The sequence below is a fragment of the Paraburkholderia kirstenboschensis genome (assembly GCF_032806925.1).
Taxonomy (GTDB): domain Bacteria; phylum Pseudomonadota; class Gammaproteobacteria; order Burkholderiales; family Burkholderiaceae; genus Paraburkholderia; species Paraburkholderia kirstenboschensis.
On record NZ_CP136513.1, the window covers coordinates 2,796,298 to 2,813,822 of the forward strand.

Annotated in this window: 15 protein-coding genes and 3 pseudogenes; 15 read left to right on the plus strand and 3 right to left on the minus strand. The window is 60.2% G+C overall.

All coding sequences use genetic code 11. The features are described from left to right. Positions 1-206 precede the first annotated feature (206 nt). The 13 genes and pseudogenes from RW095_RS35220 to eutC all read left to right on the plus strand — a co-directional run. A pseudogene (locus RW095_RS35220) lies at positions 207-503 on the plus strand (contractile injection system protein, VgrG/Pvc8 family); the annotation flags it as partial. 92 nt (positions 504-595) lie between these two features. Next, complete coding sequence (gene tnpA, locus RW095_RS35225; protein WP_317020383.1) at positions 596-1,009, plus strand: IS66 family insertion sequence element accessory protein TnpA; 414 nt, start codon at positions 596-598, stop codon at positions 1,007-1,009. Further along, complete coding sequence (gene tnpB / locus RW095_RS35230; protein ID WP_317020384.1) at positions 1,003-1,350, plus strand: IS66 family insertion sequence element accessory protein TnpB; 348 nt, start codon at positions 1,003-1,005, stop codon at positions 1,348-1,350. The genes tnpA and tnpB overlap by 7 nt, the downstream gene beginning before the upstream one ends. A gap of 75 nt (positions 1,351-1,425) precedes the next feature. Beyond that, a pseudogene (gene tnpC / locus RW095_RS35235) lies at positions 1,426-2,859 on the plus strand (IS66 family transposase). A 54-nt stretch (positions 2,860-2,913) separates the two neighbouring features. Then, positions 2,914-4,170 carry a tyrosine-type recombinase/integrase gene (locus RW095_RS35240; RefSeq protein WP_317020385.1) on the plus strand — a complete coding sequence of 419 codons (1,257 nt, stop codon included), beginning with the start codon at positions 2,914-2,916 and terminating at the stop codon, positions 4,168-4,170. Further along, on the plus strand, positions 4,167-5,117 hold the full coding sequence (locus RW095_RS35245) for a tyrosine-type recombinase/integrase (RefSeq protein WP_317020386.1): 951 nt from the start codon (positions 4,167-4,169) through the stop codon (positions 5,115-5,117). Before RW095_RS35240 ends, RW095_RS35245 begins: the two co-directional genes overlap by 4 nt. After that, complete coding sequence (locus tag RW095_RS35250; protein ID WP_317020387.1) at positions 5,110-6,117, plus strand: tyrosine-type recombinase/integrase; 1,008 nt, start codon at positions 5,110-5,112, stop codon at positions 6,115-6,117. Before RW095_RS35245 ends, RW095_RS35250 begins: the two co-directional genes overlap by 8 nt. Positions 6,118-6,288: 171 nt before the next feature. Beyond that, a pseudogene (locus RW095_RS35255) lies at positions 6,289-6,342 on the plus strand (hypothetical protein); the annotation flags it as partial. Between the two features lie 21 nt (positions 6,343-6,363). Continuing rightward, complete coding sequence (locus RW095_RS35260; protein WP_317020388.1) at positions 6,364-6,492, plus strand: transposase domain-containing protein; 129 nt, start codon at positions 6,364-6,366, stop codon at positions 6,490-6,492. Between the two features lie 14 nt (positions 6,493-6,506). Beyond that, the gene (locus RW095_RS35265; RefSeq protein WP_317020389.1) at positions 6,507-6,998 is read left to right on the plus strand and encodes a hypothetical protein; all 492 of its coding nucleotides are present in this window, start codon (positions 6,507-6,509) and stop codon (positions 6,996-6,998) included. A 616-nt stretch (positions 6,999-7,614) separates the two neighbouring features. Further along, a complete protein-coding gene (eat, locus tag RW095_RS35270; RefSeq protein ID WP_317020390.1) occupies positions 7,615-9,018 on the plus strand; it encodes an ethanolamine permease in 1,404 nt (467 codons plus the stop codon). Between the two features lie 43 nt (positions 9,019-9,061). After that, entirely contained in the window at positions 9,062-10,456 is a 1,395-nt protein-coding gene (locus RW095_RS35275) for an ethanolamine ammonia-lyase subunit EutB (RefSeq protein ID WP_317020391.1), read from the plus strand. Beyond that, positions 10,453-11,268, plus strand: coding sequence for an ethanolamine ammonia-lyase subunit EutC (gene eutC, locus RW095_RS35280; protein WP_317020392.1), 816 nt, complete (start codon positions 10,453-10,455; stop codon positions 11,266-11,268). The genes RW095_RS35275 and eutC overlap by 4 nt, the downstream gene beginning before the upstream one ends. A 1-nt stretch (position 11,269) precedes the next feature. Here eutC and RW095_RS35285 read toward each other — a convergent pair whose 3' ends face one another. Together RW095_RS35285 and adh are read right to left on the minus strand one after the other, a co-directional pair. After that, positions 11,270-11,665, minus strand: coding sequence for a DUF779 domain-containing protein (locus RW095_RS35285; protein WP_317020393.1), 396 nt, complete (start codon positions 11,663-11,665; stop codon positions 11,270-11,272). Between the two features lie 71 nt (positions 11,666-11,736). Continuing rightward, positions 11,737-13,257, minus strand: a complete 1,521-nt coding sequence (gene adh / locus RW095_RS35290) for an aldehyde dehydrogenase (protein ID WP_317020394.1) — start codon at positions 13,255-13,257, stop codon at positions 11,737-11,739. Between the two features lie 344 nt (positions 13,258-13,601). Here adh and RW095_RS35295 point away from each other — a divergent pair, with 344 nt between their 5' ends. Continuing rightward, positions 13,602-14,663: a helix-turn-helix domain-containing protein gene (locus RW095_RS35295; protein ID WP_317020395.1), complete on the plus strand. Its 1,062-nt coding sequence runs from the start codon at positions 13,602-13,604 to the stop codon at positions 14,661-14,663. A gap of 29 nt (positions 14,664-14,692) precedes the next feature. On the opposite strand, the gene RW095_RS35300 is transcribed toward RW095_RS35295, so the two are convergent. After that, entirely contained in the window at positions 14,693-17,068 is a 2,376-nt protein-coding gene (locus RW095_RS35300; protein ID WP_394365167.1) for a heavy metal translocating P-type ATPase, read from the minus strand. Here RW095_RS35300 and cadR point away from each other — a divergent pair. Next, the gene (gene cadR, locus RW095_RS35305; protein ID WP_317020397.1) at positions 17,067-17,498 is read left to right on the plus strand and encodes a Cd(II)/Pb(II)-responsive transcriptional regulator; all 432 of its coding nucleotides are present in this window, start codon (positions 17,067-17,069) and stop codon (positions 17,496-17,498) included. The two genes, RW095_RS35300 and cadR, sit on opposite strands and share 2 nt — an antisense overlap. Positions 17,499-17,525 lie beyond the last annotated feature (27 nt).

Consider the following 17,525-nt stretch of genomic DNA (forward strand, 5'->3'; position numbering starts at 1 on the left):
ACCGCAAAAATATCGAGTGGGACACGCTTGGTAATTATTTTCGACTCTATGATTTAACATTCGTTAAGCGGAACCGCAATATTGGCGGCGTGTCATCAAAGTTAACGTTTTCTCATTCATTATTCCGCTATCATTCTGCACGTACTGTTATGTAGAATTCTCGATGCAAAAGGCATAACGTTTGTCGCTAAAAGAAAGGCGTCGGAATGAGCGCACAAGAACTGATAAAACTTGTCACGGGCGGATTAATACAGCAGGACCGTTTGCTGAAGTTGGATGCGCCGTTAGGCCCGAATGTCCTCGTGCCCCAGCGTGTCGTCGGGCGCTCACGCGTAGGTCGCCATTTTGAATTTACAGTCGATGCTGTCTCGACCTCCGGCTCGCTCGAACTCAAAAGTCTAATTGCGCAGCCAATCACACTTTGGCTCCAACAGACGGACAAGTCCTATCTTCCTCATAACGGTTATGTGCACACTGCACGGAGGCTTGGATCAGATGGCGGTTGCCGGGTGCAAAGTATCCGTCAGCGCATCCCGTCTTGAACGCGCGTAAGCGCGGTGCGAAGGTGATGGCATCGTAACGACGGAGCAAGGCAATGGACGACGCAACGGGCGAGGCCGTACCGACGGGCGCACGGCGCCCCCGGCAAGGCGAAGCATTCTGGCGCGAGATGATCATGGCATGGACCACAAGCGGACTGGGCCTTCGACGTTTCTGTCGTGAGCAGGGGCTCGCCGTCAGTACCTTCGGCCTGTGGCGCAAGAAGCTCTCTGGCGAGGCACGAGCAGGCGCGCACCCGCTCGCGGTCACCCCGGACGCTGCATTTATCGTTTCCCATCCGGACACCGCCCCAGCCACTCCTGCGCCACCGTCGACGGCGGACGCTTTGTCATCTTCGCGTGATCGGGTGACGTTGTCGCTCGCCGGTGTTCGCATCGAGCTGACCGGTGCTCATGCCGAGCGCATCGTGCGTTTCGTGCTCGGAGAACTCGGAGGTAGCCGGTGCTGATCGCAGCCGATGTTCGTGCGTATATCTGCCGTGAGCCGGTCGACATGCGCAAATCCATCGACGGCCTGTCGTATCTGGTCGAACCACTGCTTGCCCAGAACCCTGTCTCCGGCAATCTGTTCGTGTTCGTCGGGCGCGACCGCTCGAAAGTTAAATGCCTTTACTGGGATCGTACCGGCTTCGCGCTCTGGTACAAGCGCCTTGAACGGGGCCGCTTTCCATCACCGTTAGCGCTCGCGCAACGCGGCTTCACGCTCGCCGAACTCAACGCCTGGCTCGAAGGTATTGAGATCCCGGCACGCGAGCCACATCGCGCCGTCGCGGTGACGCGCGTGTGCTGAACTCGCTGTCGCCTGCGCAGATACAACGCTCCCCCGATCTTGTAAACGTAGCGCGAGTTGGGCATCATGATAGCCATGCCGCCCACCGCCATCACTGTCGCGGAATTGCCGGTCGAGCCCGACGCGCTGCAAGCCTTCGCGCTCGAACAGAACCGGCTGGCATGCGTGCTGTGGGAGCAACTGGAAGCGCTGCAGCACCAGATTGCCCAGGCGAACCGTGCGCGCTTCGGCGTCAGTTCCGAGCGGCTGGCGGGTCAGGCGGAACTGTTCGACGCCGCCACGGAGTTGCCCATTCCTCCTGAGCCGGCGCAGGTTCCGGTCGCGGGCCACACCCGCAAGGGCCGTCCGGCGCTGCCGAAGGACCTGCCGCGCGAGCGCGTTGAATACGATCTGAAGGACGAACAGAAAGCCGCATTCGATTCGCTCGAGCGTATCGGCGAGGAGCGCAGCGAGACGCTGCACTACGAGCCATCGAGGCTCACCGTCATTGAACATATCCGCTTCAAGTACGCGGCGAAGAAGGATGGCGAGTCGACCATCGTGACCGCAAGTGCCCAGCCTTCGCCGCTGCCGAAGAGCAATGCGAGCGCGAGCCTGCTGGCTAACATCCTGGTCAACACCTACGTCGATCACCTGCCTTTGAACCGGCAGGAGATGCGCTATGCACGACGTGGTGTGCACCTGCCCCGGGCAACGCTGTGCGAATGGAAGCTGGCGGCAGCCGAACTGCTCGAAGTGCTGCTGCCACCGCTACGGGCTCACCAGTTGCAGGCACCCCGCATGCACGTCGACGACACGACGCTGCCATTACTCGAGAAGGGTCGCACGGCGACGCGCACAGCACGATTATGGGGATACCTGGGCGCGGGCCAGCGCGAGGAGAACGGCGTCTGGGTTGACCACCCGCCAGCGGTCGTGTTCGAGTTCGCCGAATCGCGCTCCGGTTCGCATCCGCTGCGGTACCTGCAGAAGTACAAAGGTTATCTGCAGGCGGACGCGTACAGTGGACATGGCGCACTCTACGAAACCGGAGACATCGTCGAGGTCGGATGTTGGGCGCATTGCCGTCGACGCTTCTTCGAAATCGCAAAGGCGCAGAGCAAACCGGGACTTGCGGCGCAGGCGCTGCAGTGGATTGCCAGCCTGTATGCGATCGAGTCGCGGATCCGGGACCAAACACCTGATCTCAAATATGCGGCGAGGCAAATCGATGCGCTGCCGGTGCTCGCACAGTTCCGGCATTGGCTGGAAGGCAACGTTATCGGTTTGCCGGCTTAGGCGCCGCTCGCGAAAGCCTTCGGCTATGCGTTACGCCATTGGCCGGCGCTCGTTCGTTACACCGAGAGCGGTATCCTGCTGCCTGATAACAATGCTCTCGAGCGCCTATGGATTCGAATCCATAGGCGCTCTTATCCACGTGACGGAATTATGCAGGGCTCCTCCCGAGTCCAAAGCGTATCGCGCGCTGTGCCTGCTCTGTTGCAGTGCACGGTGGGTTGGTCTTGCTGAACATAATAAATGGTGCTTTTCTGAGAGACTCTATTGTCTCAGAGGAGAGCTACCATGGGAGAGGATCAGCTCGGAGTTCGATCGTGGCGACTGCTCGAAGATAGTGTTCTTGCAGCGAGTCGTCAGGCGTATGTCGGCTACCTTCAAAGTCACGGCTATGCCCTTCACACCATCGGACATTACCTCGCCAGCGTCGCGCACTTTTCGCGCTGGCTCACCAGAAAGCGAATCAGGCTCGATCAGATCGATGAGAATCTGGTACGTCAATTCATCTTCGTGCACTTGCCAAACTGCGACTGTCTCGGGCGAAGGAAGTGCGCATTAAATTTCACGCGGGCAGCGCTCAAACATTTGCTTAAGGTGCTTCGCGCGGACGGTTGTATCCGACCACCGCCGCTTCGGTTGCCTGGCACTATCGTCGACGAGTTAAACCACCTTGACGTTTATCTTGACGAGATCCGTGGTCTTGCCGCGAGCACTCGCCGCAACCACCACGACTGCGCGTGCGACTTTCTAGTCGATCAATTTGGTGGTCACCGCATTGACATGGGTCGAATCAGACCGGCCGACGTGCTGCATTTCGTCGTCGAGAGGAGTAAGGACCACACCCCGGCGAGCGCCGGTACCATCGCAAGCAGCTTGCGCGTGTATCTGCGTTTCCGTCAGTTCAGTGGCGACCATATCGAAGGACTAATCGCCGCTGTGCCAAAGGTAGCAGTATGGTCAATGGCTCGCTTGCCCAAATTACTGACGCAAGCCCAACTCGCACAATTCCTGAGTGCTTTCGACACACAGACGGCGTCTGGCCGGCGAGATTACGCCATGGCGCGTTTGCTGGTAGATCTAGGGTTGCGCGTCGGAGAGGTGGCCGCACTGCAACTCGCTGACGTTGATTGGCATGAGGGAACGTTGCGCATCAGGGCAACCAAATGCAAGCGTACGGATCTTTTGCCGCTGCCCGTACAGACCGGGCGCGCGTTGTTCGATTACGTGCGTTTCGGTCGACCCCAGACCTCTAGTCGTGCGCTGTTCGTGCGACATCGAGCCCCGTTCGACCGGCCGGTCACCCCGGCTGTTCTATGCAGCGCGATCCGGCTGGCCTATGCCCGATGCGGTTGGCCGAGCTCGTCCATGGGTGCTCATTTACTGCGGCACACCGCAGCCAGTCGCATGCTGGGCAATGGTGCTTCTCTCAAGGACATCGCGGATGTGTTGCGCCATCGCAGCATCAACACCACGATGATTTACGCAAAGGTCGATTTCCGCAGACTCGCGGCGGTGGTCTCCCCTTGGCCCGGGAGCAGATCATGAATCGCTTGTGTTCGATGACTACCCGGGTAGAGGATTATCTCTATGCCAGGCGTCAACTTGGTTTCAAGTTGAAGAGCCAGGGGACGCAACTACTTGCGTTTGCCCGGTTCGCCGAGAATGGCTGCCATCAGGGCCCTATAACGTTGGAACTTGCGTTACGCTGCGCCCGGAATTCCGACTCTGCCAAGCCAATTACCGCAGCGAAGCGGATTGAAGTGCTCCGTCCGTTCATCAGATACCTTCAGCAGTTCGAACCCGCCATAGAAGTCCCGCCACACAAGCTACTGGGCTCGACCCATCGCCGACCGGCGCCTCATATCTACAGCCACGAGGAAATCGAGGCGCTCTTGGCTGCAGCTGGACACCTGCGTCCGTCAGGTGGGCTACGGCCAGCGACTTACGAAACGCTCTTTGGCCTGATTGCCGCTACCGGCATGCGAATTTCGGAAGCGCTGAGACTTGAGCGCGTGGACGTATTGCTTGAGCACGGTGTGTTGATCGTTCGTCAGAGCAAATACCGCAAATCCCGTCTCGTCCCTTTGCATGCGACGACCACCGCCGCTCTTCAGCGTTACGCTCAACTACGCGATCAGTTTCTCCCGCTCCCAACGGACAGCAACTTCTTCCTGTCTCCGTGGGGGCGCGCGCTAAAGATCTGGAATGCAGAGGATACCTTCTGCATCTTGCGCCGCCAGCTTGGCTGGATTGCCCGAGGCGATTATCCGGCACCACGTATCCACGATCTACGGCATACGTTTATCACGAATTGCCTGGTTCGCTGGTATCAGCACCAGATCAATGTCGATAACGCGATCGCATCGTTATCCACGTATGTGGGGCATGTTCGCGTCACCGACACCTATTGGTATGTCAGCACCGTCCCTGAACTGATGGCGTTGGTCTCTCAACGCTTCGAACGTTACGCCCGGGAGATTTCAAATGACTAGCTCCGATCCAGCGGTACGCTTCTCAACCTTGATTCAGCAGTTCTTTATGAACCGTCTGATCGAGCAGCGCAACGTAAGTCCTCGCACTGTGGCCAGTTACCGCGATACCTTTCGATTGCTGTTCAGCTTTGCAGAGAATGACTTGAACAAGCCACCGCATAAGCTCCGGTTAGCTGACTTCAATGCAGAGCTGATTCTCGCTTTCCTCAAATATCTGGAGACTACACGTCACAACGCGATCCGCAGCCGGAACGCCCGGCTGGCTGCGATTCGGTCTTTTGCTCACTATGCAGCGCTACAGGAGCCTTCGGCGCTGCCCGGGCTTCAGCGCGTGCTGGCCATTCCCATGAAACGCTTCGACAGACCCATGGTCGGTTTCCTTAGTCGAGACGAAATGCAGTGCATCCTTGCAGCTCCTGCTGCAAACAGTTGGTGCGGTCAGCGCGACCAAGCTATGCTGGCTATGCTCTACAACACGGGTGCACGGGTATCTGAACTTATAGCTATCCGCGTCGGGGACGTCGTATTGGACCGCGGCGCCTGTGCAAACCTGCACGGCAAGGGACGCAAGGAGCGAACCGTGCCACTGTGGGCTAGTACGGCGAAGCAAATCCGCCGCTGGCTACACCAGATTGATCCAGATCCGAATCAGTGGCTCTTTCCTAATCGTGCCGGCGGTCAGATGACGCGGTCCGGCGTAACAGATCGACTTAAGCTCGCTGCGGCTGGCGCTTCAATCCGCTGTCCGCAACTCAAGACGCGAAGCGTCACTCCACACATCGTTAGACACGCCACGGCCATGCATATGCTTCAGGCTGGTGTAGACGTCACGTTGATTGCCTTGTGGCTTGGCCATGAAAGTGCCGCCACCACCCATATGTACATCGAAGCCGATCTCGCCATGAAACAGCGGGCACTGAACGCCATTCAGGCGCCGCAGTTCAAACAGCGCCGGTTCCGTCCGCCGAAAGACATTCTCGCCTTTCTTGACGGACTATGATTTATGCTTGCTTCGTGGATCAACCTCATTGGCCGCTTAGCATGAACTTATCGCGTTTCCGAACCCCTCCGACGAGACGTTCGGCCCCCTCGGCAGTCGGACGCGCGACTGACGGCAAAGGCGCACAAAGTAGGACTTTGCATAATTCCGTCACGTGGATAAGAGCGTCAAATTCGCCCTATCGCCCTGGGGAGAGCCAATTGGACATTCGCGGGCTCGCCGCGTGGCGCCAGGGCCGCCGCCACGATGTACTCGCTACTCGGCACGGCTCGGCTGAACGCCTTCGAGCCCTATGCATGGCTCAAGGACACACTTCAGAAGTTGCCGTCGTATCCTGTCAACCGCGTGCACGAACTGTTGCCGCTCGCCCGTTAAACGCCTACACATTCATGGACATTCTCGACTCGCTTCGGCAGGCGCCCAGCGCCGAGTTGTATCGCCTCTATCTCGCCATCGGCAAAATGCTGGACGACCCGCGACGCATTCTCGAGGTACGTCAACGCTTGCATCTGGGAATGGAGGTCAGTTATATCGGGGGCGATCCGCTCGCACCACCTTCGCACGGGACGGTGGTGGAGCTGAGGCAAACCCAGGCGGTGATCCAGGACAACCAGAACCGTCAGCGTTGGTCGCTGCTCTACGCGGCGGTTATCCCTGACACTGCGAGCGGCCCAACTCACGCGCCTCCGTCGCCGCCACCGCGAGCTCAGCGAGAGGAATTCTTCATTGGCGACACCGTCGGCTTCACCGACAAACATCTGAGTGAGCGGGTCGGCATCATCGTCCGCCTCAACGCAAAAACCGCGTCCATCGCTGTTAATGATTCGGAAGGCCATTGGCGGGTCTCTTACGCTCTGTTGCGGAAGATCGTCGACATCTAACCGCGCGACACCGTCAACACGGGTTCCGCTGACGGATACGGTGCAAACGTCCTATGCTGTTGTTCATGTATGGCGCCATCCACGCGCCCGTCTGTGCACACTGACCGCGTAACGCGCCAATTTCCCCCAATCTCAACGCATCGATGCAATGTGGATCACACGACTTATCCACACCGCCCTCTGTACAACCGTTGCAAAAGCCCGTTCACACGTTGTGGGACAAACCTTAATAAACACACCTCGCAAGGAGCCGCACCAAAACTTGTCCCTAGTCCACACACACTGTCCACAGTTACCGCCCCAGGTTATCACCCCTGTAACTCCGTGATTCGGAACACAGCTTCGCACTTATCCACAAGCGACAACACTGCTTGTTGACTATTACTACGTATACACATACAAAGATTATAAAAACCATAAGGAGCGCGCAGAGGCCGCCAGCAAAACGCTCAACCCGCCACCGCCCCCTCCCAATCAGGCCCCTCGCACACCCCCAACTTTGCCGAATTTCGATAACACCTCGAATAATGGCTCACTACCATCGGCGAAAGCCTGTCCGCCCATCCACCGCAAAGCCTTGCGGCATCGAGCAAGCGGCAAACTCATGGAGCGCCCGATGAAATCAGAATCCAACGGTCAGCACGTCGGTAAAGTCACGCATCACGAGTTGAAGCAGACGCTCGGCACGTGGCAGCTATGGGGAATCGCGGTTGGACTCGTGATCTCCGGCGAATATTTTGGCTGGAGCTATGGATGGGCGAGCGCGGGTACGCTCGGCTTCGTCATCACGGCGATTTTTATTGCCGCGATGTACACGACCTTCATCTTCAGCTTCACCGAACTCACCACGTCGATTCCACACGCGGGCGGCCCGTTCGCCTACGCGCGTCACGCGTTCGGTCCGACTGGCGGCTATCTGGCCGGCGCGGCGACGCTCGTCGAATTCGTGTTCGCGCCACCGGCCATTGCGCTCGCAATCGGCGCTTATCTGCATGTGCAGTTTCCAGGCCTCGAGCCGAAACACGCGGCGATGGGCGCGTATCTCGTGTTCATGGCGTTGAATATCGTCGGCGTGCAGATCGCGGCGGCGTTCGAGTTGTGCGTGACGCTGCTCGCGATTTTCGAACTGCTTGTCTTCATGGGCGTCGTATCGCCGGGCTTCCAGTGGTCTAGCTTCACGAAAGGCGGCTGGGCCGGCGCGGATACCTTCAGCATGGGTTCGTTCAACGGCATGTTCGCGGCCATCCCGTTCGCGATCTGGTTCTTCCTCGCAATCGAAGGCGTTGCAATGGCGGCGGAAGAAGCGAAAAACCCGAAGCGCTCGATCCCGATTGCCTATGTGGCCGGCATCCTGACGCTCGTCGTGCTGGCCATCGGCGTGATGGTGTTCGCAGGCGCGGCCGGCGACTGGACCAAGCTATCGAACATCAACGATCCGTTGCCTCAAGCGATGAAGCTCATCGTCGGCGAACATAGCGGCTGGATGCATATGCTCGTGTGGCTCGGCCTGTTCGGTCTCGTCGCGTCGTTTCACGGCATCATCCTCGGCTATTCGCGGCAGATTTTCGCGCTGGCACGCGCGGGGTATCTGCCGGAGTGGCTCTCCAAAGTGCATCCGCGCTTCAAGACGCCGCATCGCGCGATTCTGGCTGGCGGCGTGATCGGCATCGCAGCGATCTACAGTGACGAGCTGATCCAGTTCGGCGGCCAGACACTCACTGCGAACATCGTGACGATGTCCGTGTTTGGCGCTATCGTGATGTATATCATCAGTATGTTGTCGCTTTTCAAGCTGCGCCGCACGGAGCCGAACATGGAGCGTCCGTTCCGCGCGCCGCTGTTTCCGCTGTTCCCCGCGTTCGCGCTGGTGGCCGCGGTGATCTGTCTGGCGACCATGGTGTACTTCAACTTTCTGGTGGCAGTGGTGTTCGCAATCTTCCTCGCGCTAGGCTACGTCTATTTTCTGTTGACGCGCCATCAACGCGAGGCCGCGCCGGCGGACGCGTTGCTCGAAGAATGACGGACGAAGCCGCTGCCCGAGCAGCGGCGCTGGAGTCGCAAAAATGAGCTATACGGAGACAATCGGCAGCCGCACCTATCGCTTTGCCGATCTGAAGACACTCATGGCGAAGGCGAGCCCGCAACGCTCGGGCGATCAACTCGCAGGCGTCGCGGCGGCGAGCGAAGAGGAGCGCGTGGCCGCGAAGATGGCCCTCGCCCAGGTGCCGCTACGCACGTTCCTCAACGAAGCGCTGATTCCGTATGAAAGCGACGAAGTCACGCGCCTCGTCATCGACGATCATTCGCCGCAATCGTTCGCCGAGATTTCGCATCTGACGGTGGGCGACTTTCGGAACTGGCTCTTGAGCACGACGACGGACGCCGATGCGCTCACGCGCATCGCCGCCGGCCTTACGCCCGAAATGGTCGCGGCTGTATCAAAGCTCATGCGCAATCAGGATCTGATCGCAGCGGCGCGCAAGCGTCCGGTGATCACGCGCTTTCGCAATACGGTCGGTTTGCCGGGGCACATGTCGGTGCGTTTGCAACCAAATCATCCAACGGATGACGTCAAGGGCATTGCGGCCTCGATGCTCGACGGCCTCATGTATGGCTGTGGTGACGCGATGATCGGCATCAATCCGGCCAGCGACAATCTTGCCGCAATCACCAGACTGCTGCTGATGGTCGATGAATTCCGGCAGCGCTATCAGGTGCCGACACAATCGTGCGTGCTGACGCACGTCACCAACACGATCGCCGCAATCGAAAAACGGGCGCCGGTGGACCTCGTGTTTCAGTCGATTGCAGGCACGGAGAAAGCGAACGCTGGTTTCGGAATCTCTCTCTCGCTGCTGCAGGAAGCATATGAAGCCGGGCTATCGCTCAAGCGCGGTACTGTCGGCAACAATCTGATGTATTTCGAAACGGGGCAGGGCAGTGCGTTGTCGGCGGACGCGCATTTCGGCGTCGATCAACAGACTTGCGAAGTGCGCGCCTATGCGGTCGCGCGTAAGTTCAATCCGTTTCTTGTGAATACCGTGGTGGGTTTTATCGGCCCTGAGTATCTGTACGACGGCAAGCAGATCACGCGAGCGGGTCTCGAAGATCACTTCTGCGGCAAGCTGCTGGGCGTGCCGATGGGTTGCGACATCTGCTACACGAATCATGCCGAAGCCGACCAGGACGACATGGACAACCTGCTCACGTTGCTCGGCGTGGCGGGCATCAACTTCATCATGGGCATCCCGGGCGCAGACGATGTAATGCTCAACTACCAGAGCACGTCTTTCCACGATGCGCTCTATGTGCGCGATGTTCTCGGCTTGCGCCGCGCACCGGAGTTTGAAGAATGGCTTGAGTCGATGCAGATCGCCGACGCGCGCGGCGCATTGCTGAGCGCGTCGACACAACAGCCGCTGCTGGAAGGCGTGCGAGACTGGATGGGTATCGAATGAGCGACTTTGTCGACAAGAACCCGTGGAACGCGCTGCGCCAGTTCACCAACGCGCGCATTGCATTGGGCCGAGCGGGCAACAGCCTGCCGACTGCGCCCTTACTCGCGTTCAATCTTTCGCATGCGCAAGCGCGCGACGCCGTGCATCATCCGCTCGATGCCGACGCATTGCACGAGCAACTGCGTGCGCAGAACTTCAGAACACTGGATGTGCACAGCGCCGCACCCGATCGCGAACACTACTTGCGGCGTCCCGACCTTGGACGGCGCTTATCCGAAGAGAATCGCGCAGCGCTCGCGCAATTACCCGACGAATCGCCCGACGTAGCCTTCGTGATCGGCGACGGCTTGTCGGCGTTTGCCGCGTCGAAGCAAGCCATTCCGTTGCTGCACGCCGTCACTCCGCTGCTCGTGGATTGGACGATCGGTCCAGTCGTCGTCGCGCGGCAGGCACGCGTTGCACTCGGCGACGAGATCGGCGAATTGCTGAATGCGAAGATCGTCGTGATGCTGATCGGCGAGCGGCCGGGTCTCAGCTCGCCTGATAGTCTCGGCATCTACATTACCTACGCGCCGAAAGTGGGCTGCAGCGACGCACAACGCAATTGCATTTCAAACGTGCGCCCTGAAGGACTCGACTATCCGTTAGCGGCGCACAAACTGCATTATCTGCTTACCCACGCACGGCGCCTCGGTCTGACCGGCGTGGGCCTGAAAGACGATAGCGACACATCGCTGCCTGCCACGCCGGCAGCGCCTGCCATCAGCGCAGAGCCAGATGCAAGCGCAACGCCGAACTCAAATCCAGGCTAACTCACGCATCGGCCCGCTGAACCGGGTGCGCTTTGAGCCACGCATTCTCGTCGTCGTCGAACAAGCGGGAACGCGTCAGAAAACGCAGACCGCTTGGCCGTTCCAGCGAAAACATGCCACCGTTGCCCGGCACCACGTCGATAATCAACTGCGTGTGCTGCCAGTACTCGAACTGCAAATCGCTCATGTAAAACGGCACGCCTGCCAGGGTGCCGAGTTTCACGTCGGACGAGCCGACCATGAATTCGCTCCGGGGAAACAGCATTGGTGCGCTGCCGTCGCAGCATCCGCCGGATTGATGAAACAGCACCTCGCCATGTTCCGCGCGCAACGTGTCGATCAACTCCGTAGCGGCAGGAGTCGCAATCACGCGCGCCACTTCTTTTACGTCGGCCATCGTGTCCTCGCTGAAACACAGCGAGCCGCACAATGCGGCTCGCTCTGCAATTAACACTACGCCGTTAACGCTTAGAAGAAACCGAGCGGTTTCTCGCTATAGCTGACGAGGAGGTTCTTGGTTTGCTGGTAGTGGTCGAGCATCATCTTGTGATTTTCCCGGCCGATGCCCGACTGCTTGTAGCCCCCAAACGCCGCGTGCGCCGGATAAGCGTGATAGCAATTGGTCCACACGCGGCCCGCCTGGATCTGCCGGCCGAAGCGATAAGCGCGCGTACCGTCGCGAGTCCATACACCGGCGCCCAAACCGTAGAGCGTATCGTTGGCAATCTCGAGCGCTTCGTCTTCGGTCTTGAACGTGGTCACTGAAACAACCGGCCCAAAGATCTCTTCCTGGAAGATGCGCATTTTGTTGTGGCCGCGAAACACGGTCGGCTTCACGTAATAGCCTTTGCTCAACTCACCGCTCAACGTGTTGCGCTCGCCGCCAATCAGACACTCGGCGCCCTCCTGCTTGCCAAGGTCGACATACGACAGGATCTTCTCCAACTGTTCCTGCGAAGCCTGCGCACCGATCATCGTCCTCGTGTCGAGCGGGTGACCTTGCGTGATGGCCGCGACGCGCTTCAATGCGCGTTCCATGAAACGGTCGTAGATCTTTTCGTCGATTAGCACACGCGACGGGCACGTACATACTTCGCCCTGATTCAGCGCAAACATCGCAAATCCTTCGAGTGCCTTGTCGAAGTAGCTGTCGTCCTGACTCATCACGTCGGCGAAAAAGATGTTGGGACTCTTGCCGCCGAGCTCGAGCGTGACAGGAATGATGTTCTGACTCGCGTATTGCATGATGAGGCGGCCGGTCGTGGTCTCGCCGGTAAACGCGATCTTCGCGATGCGCTTGCTCGATGCCAGCGGCTTGCCCGCTTCAAGCCCGAAGCCGTTCACCACATTCAGCACGCCGGCGGGCAGCAGATCCTGAATCAGCTCCACGAGTACGAGAATCGACGCCGGCGTCTGCTCCGCCGGCTTAAGCACGACACAGTTGCCGGCCGCGAGCGCGGGCGCAAGTTTCCACACAGCCATCAGGATCGGGAAATTCCACGGGATGATCTGGCCCACCACGCCGAGCGGTTCGTGGAAATGATATGCAACGGTGTCGTCGTCGATCTCGGAGATCGAGCCTTCCTGAGCGCGCACCGCGCCGGCGAAATAGCGGAAATGGTCGATGGCAAGCGGAATATCGGCGGCCATCGTTTCGCGCAGAGGCTTGCCGTTGTCGATCGTTTCAGCAACCGCGAGACGCTGCAGGTTCGCTTCCATGCGGTCGGCAATACGGTTCAAGACGTTCGCGCGATCGGTCGTCGAGGTTTTGCCCCACGCTGCTTTAGCACGGTGAGCGGCGTCGAGCGCGAGTTCGACATCCGCTTCACGCGAACGTGGGATCGAGGTGAACGGCTCGCCTGTGATCGGCGATACGTTGTCGAAGTACTCGCCCCCCGCGGGCTTCACCCATTCGCCGCCGATAAAGTTCGCATATTGCTTCTTGAAGGGGAATTCGGTCGTCAGAAACTGCATCTCCGCGTGATTCATCTGTGTGCTCCTCACATGTCTGAATGGGCAATAGCCGGCGCGATGTTGCGCTCGGTTGCAATCCGTTGAAGTCGGCCGCGTCACCGTAGAGCCAGATCTATGCCAATGCACCTGGCTGGTGAGTCATGCACGCGCGGCAGGCACCGGCGCACCGTGGCGCGTGTTTTTACCTCGAATCGACGGCGGCGTGGCGCGTCGTTTCGGATCAATGCGGCTGTTGCTGTTCACGAATTGAACAGCGGCGCGGCACGTGCGGAGGCAATCAGTGCGGTAAGCAGGCGCGTGCAATCGGCATGGGACTTGCCTTGTTTTTTCTCTTCGATACTCCATTGCGCGGATTCGCCATGACGATCGGAACCCTCAACAGCAACGCGGCGAGCGCTGCTTATACAAGCTCCACGCTCGCGCCGCAGCCACGCTTCTGCGTGCAGACCCGTGTCGCTCACGACGCAGACGAACAGGCGCGCAATCTTCACGGCTGGCACCAGACCTACGATCAGTTGACGGCGGGAAGCTTTGTCGGCGGCTTGACGGAGCTGTGCCTCGATCACATGCAGGTGTTTGTCGAAACGACGAGCCACACCTTGAGGCAAACCTGCGAAGTGCAGAAGGACGCGTACTGGTTCGGCATTCCGACGTGCCGCGCGGGCTCGGGTCGCATCGACGCGCAAGTCATCGGCGGCGACGCGCTTGCCTTTCGTCCGGGTGGCATCGAGTTCGAACTGCTGACGTCGGCGGGCTACGAGATTTTCGGCGTGGTCGTGAAAGGAGAGGTGTTGCGTCGCTACGCAGCGGAAGTGGAGCGCGCGAATCTTGTGGAGCCATTGCCGGACACCGAGGTCGTGACGGTCGGCATGGCCCGCAAGGAGCGTGTGTGCGCTTTGCTGCGTGAGCTTCTGGAGCACGGTGCGGCGAGCGCTGCGCCGTTGTCGTCGGCCGCGCGCGAGAACTTGCAGGCGTCGGTGCTGGCGACGCTGTTCGACGCTGGCGCGTTACCCCGTTCTTCTGAACCGATGGCAATGCCGGCGCGCGCGCGCCGTCAGTCGATTGTCTCTGAAGCGCGCGACTATGTGCTCGCCAATCGCGATCGCGCGGTCGGTGTGCAGGAGCTTTGCGAGCGTCTGCACGTGAGCCGGCGCACGCTGCAATACTGCTTTCAGGATGTGCTCGGCATGGCGCCGGCAACGTATGTGCGGGCGATCCGCCTGAACGGCGCGCGCCGCGATCTGTGCAATGCATCGCGCGACTCCCGCTCGGTGCAGGACGTGGCGGCCGCTTGGGGCTTCTGGCATATGAGCCAGTTTGCAACCGACTATCGCAAGCTCTTCGGCATGCGGCCCTCGGATACTTTGAAGGCCGCGACTGGCGTCAAATCCGTCGTGAGCAGCCGTTCATCGGCGCACTAGTTGCCTCACTGCGTGACGCGTTGCGCTTTCTATTTGCGCAGCAAGCGCAAGCCGTTGGCCACTACCAGCAAGCTCGCGCCAACATCGGCGAAGACAGCCATCCACATGGTGCCGAGACCCATCACGGTCAACACCAGGAACACGCTCTTGATGCCGAGCGCGAGCGCGATGTTTTGCACCAGCACGGCATGCGTCGCGTTCGAGAGGCGGATGAAGAGCGGGATCTTGCGCAAGTCGTCGTCCATCAACGCGACGTCGGCGGTTTCAATGGCAGTGCCGGTTCCCATCGCGCCCATCGCAAAGCCAATGTCGGCGCGTGCAAGCGCGGGCGCGTCGTTGATGCCGTCGCCCACCATGCCTATCTTCGCGCCCTCGGCCGACCACTGCGCGATGGCGTCCAGCTTGTCTTGCGGCAACTGATTGCCGCGCGCTTCGTCGATACCCACTTGCTGTGCGATTGCGGCAGCCGTATGCGGATTGTCGCCGGTGAGCATGGCCGTGGCGACGCCCACGCGGTGTAATTCGGCGATAGCGGTGGAACTCGTCTCCTTCACCGTATCCGCGACGGCGAACAGCGCGAGGACGCGCCGGGCGTCGCTTAACAGCACCACTGTCTTACCTTGCCGTTCGAGTGCGTCGAGCCGCGCTTCGAGTGAAGGCGAGCACCGCCCGAGTTCTTCAGCGAGCCGATGATTGCCCAGCCAGTACGTCAAGCCGTTTATCTCGCCGCGCACGCCGCGTCCCGCGAACGCTTCGAACGAATCGACAGTGACGTTGCCCACATCGTCGTTCTTTGCTGCCGCCGCAATTGCCATCGACACAGGATGATCCGAGCGCGCCGCAAGACTCGCGGCAAGCGTGCGGCAACGCGCGGCATCGGCATCGGCGAGCATCACGAATTCGGTTTGCACCGGTTTGCCGTGCGTGATCGTGCCGGTTTTATCGAACGCCAGGCGGCTCAGCTTGCGGCCTTGTTCCAGGAAAGCGCCGCCCTTGATGAGAATGCCCTTGCGCGCGGCTGCGGCTAGACCGCTGACGATAGTCACCGGCGTCGAAATCACGAGCGCGCACGGACAGGCGATCACCAGCATCACCAGCGCCTTGTAGATCCACGCTTGCCACATCCCGCCGAAGAAGAGCGGCGGCACGAGCGCCACCGCGAGCGCAACGGCGAACACGAACGGCGTGTAGACGCGCGCGAACTGATCGACGAAACGTTGTGTGGGCGCTTTGGTGCCTTGTGCTTCCTCGACGGCGTGAATGATGCGCGCAAGGGTCGTGTTGCTGGCCACCGCCGTCACGCGGTAGTCGAACGAGCCGGTCTGGTTGACGGTGCCCGCGAACACGGCATCGCCGACGGTCTTGTCGACCGGCAGACTTTCTCCCGTGATGGGCGCCTGATCCACGCTCGAACGCCCTGCGACGAGCTCTCCGTCGAGCGCGATCCGCTCGCCTGGCCTCACGCGAACCAGCGCGCCGAGCGCGATCGCGTTGAGCTCGGTGAGCCGCCACGTGCCGTCGGGTTGCTGCACGCTCGCCTGTTCGGGCGTGAGTTGCATCAGCCCCTGGATTGCATTGCGGGCGCGGTCGAGCGACTTTGCTTCGATGAGTTCGGCGATGGTGAAGAGCACCATCACCATCGCCGCTTCGGGCCATTGACGCAGGATCAACGCGCCGGTCACCGCAATACTCATCAGCGCGTTGATGTTCAGATTCCCGTGCCGAATGGCGAGCCAGCCCTTGCGGTACGTTGTCAGGCCGCAGGAAGCGATCGCGATGATGGCGAGGCCCGCTGCCATCCAGACGGGCGCGCCGAGCCAGCCTGCAGCCTCTGAAGCTGCCGCCGCGACGCCCGCGAAAGCAAGCGGCCACCAAGGCCTCGGCTGACGAGGCGCGACCGGTTGAGTGGGCGGTTTGGCGGCCTGTTGCGAGGACTGTGAATCCGGACGCGCGATTTCTGGCGTGAAGTCGAGCGAACGAAGCGCGGCGAGAATGGAGTCGAGCGCGCCGGGCGCGTGCACGACGGTCAGCACGCGCTGCATGAGATTGAACTCCATGCCGCGCACGTCCGGCATGCGGCTGAATTTCTTGCGGATCAGCGCTTCTTCGGTCGGACAATCCATTTGCATGATGCGGATCGCGGTGCGCACATCGCCGCCAAGGGCTTCGGACGGCAGCAACTGTGCTTCCAATTGCGCGGGGGCATGGGCCGAGGCGCCGCAACAGCCTCCACCCGCATGGTCATGTGCATGGTTTTGATGCTTGTGGGCGCAGGCGTCGGGCTGTTCGGCACGGTCGGCATTTGCCTCGTGAGCGTGCGGCATGGTGGCTTCCTCGTTCGATTTGTGGTCTAGTAAACACCTTGAAGCCACTACAAGGTCAAGGCCGGTATCGGGAGGGTCCATGAAAATCGGCGAATTGGCGAAGATCGCCCATTGCACGACCGAAACCATCCGTTTCTACGAGAAAGAAGGGCTGTTGCCCGAAGCGGAGCGCACCGAGGCCAATTACCGCAGCTATACCGCGAAGCACGTGGAGCGGCTGCGCTTCATTCGCAATTGCCGCGCGCTCGACATGACCCACGACGAAATCCGCGCGCTGCTGCGTCTCACCGACGCGCCGGCTAACGGCTGCGGCGGCATCAATGACCTGATCGACGCGCATATTGCGCACGTCGATACGCGCATCGACGAACTGCAGCAACTCAAGGCGCAACTGCGCACGCTGCGTGAGCAATGCCACGGCGAACAGGCCGTCGAAGACTGCGGCATCGTGCAGGGTCTCAGCGAAATGGACGTGAGCGCGCCGCGTGCGCGGCATACGCATCTCGGTTGATGCGTCCAGTCGAATCAATAATCGAAT

Bases quoted from the DNA above. Each gene is read 5' to 3' on its own strand.
- tnpA (WP_317020383.1), top strand. From the start codon at position 596: ATGGACGACGCAACGGGCGAGGCCGTACCGACGGGCGCACGGCGCCCC.
- RW095_RS35240 (WP_317020385.1), top strand. From the start codon at position 2,914: ATGGGAGAGGATCAGCTCGGAGTTCGATCGTGGCGACTGCTCGAAGAT.
- RW095_RS35245 (WP_317020386.1), top strand. From the start codon at position 4,167: ATGAATCGCTTGTGTTCGATGACTACCCGGGTAGAGGATTATCTCTAT.
- RW095_RS35250 (WP_317020387.1), top strand. From the start codon at position 5,110: ATGACTAGCTCCGATCCAGCGGTACGCTTCTCAACCTTGATTCAGCAG.
- RW095_RS35260 (WP_317020388.1), top strand. From the start codon at position 6,364: ATGTACTCGCTACTCGGCACGGCTCGGCTGAACGCCTTCGAGCCCTAT.
- RW095_RS35265 (WP_317020389.1), top strand. From the start codon at position 6,507: ATGGACATTCTCGACTCGCTTCGGCAGGCGCCCAGCGCCGAGTTGTAT.
- eat (WP_317020390.1), top strand. From the start codon at position 7,615: ATGAAATCAGAATCCAACGGTCAGCACGTCGGTAAAGTCACGCATCAC.
- RW095_RS35275 (WP_317020391.1), top strand. From the start codon at position 9,062: ATGAGCTATACGGAGACAATCGGCAGCCGCACCTATCGCTTTGCCGAT.
- eutC (WP_317020392.1), top strand. From the start codon at position 10,453: ATGAGCGACTTTGTCGACAAGAACCCGTGGAACGCGCTGCGCCAGTTC.
- RW095_RS35285 (WP_317020393.1), bottom strand. From the start codon at position 11,665: ATGGCCGACGTAAAAGAAGTGGCGCGCGTGATTGCGACTCCTGCCGCT.
- adh (WP_317020394.1), bottom strand. From the start codon at position 13,257: ATGAATCACGCGGAGATGCAGTTTCTGACGACCGAATTCCCCTTCAAG.
- RW095_RS35295 (WP_317020395.1), top strand. From the start codon at position 13,602: ATGACGATCGGAACCCTCAACAGCAACGCGGCGAGCGCTGCTTATACA.
- cadR (WP_317020397.1), top strand. From the start codon at position 17,067: ATGAAAATCGGCGAATTGGCGAAGATCGCCCATTGCACGACCGAAACC.
- RW095_RS35300 (WP_394365167.1), bottom strand. From the start codon at position 17,068: ATGGACCCTCCCGATACCGGCCTTGACCTTGTAGTGGCTTCAAGGTGT.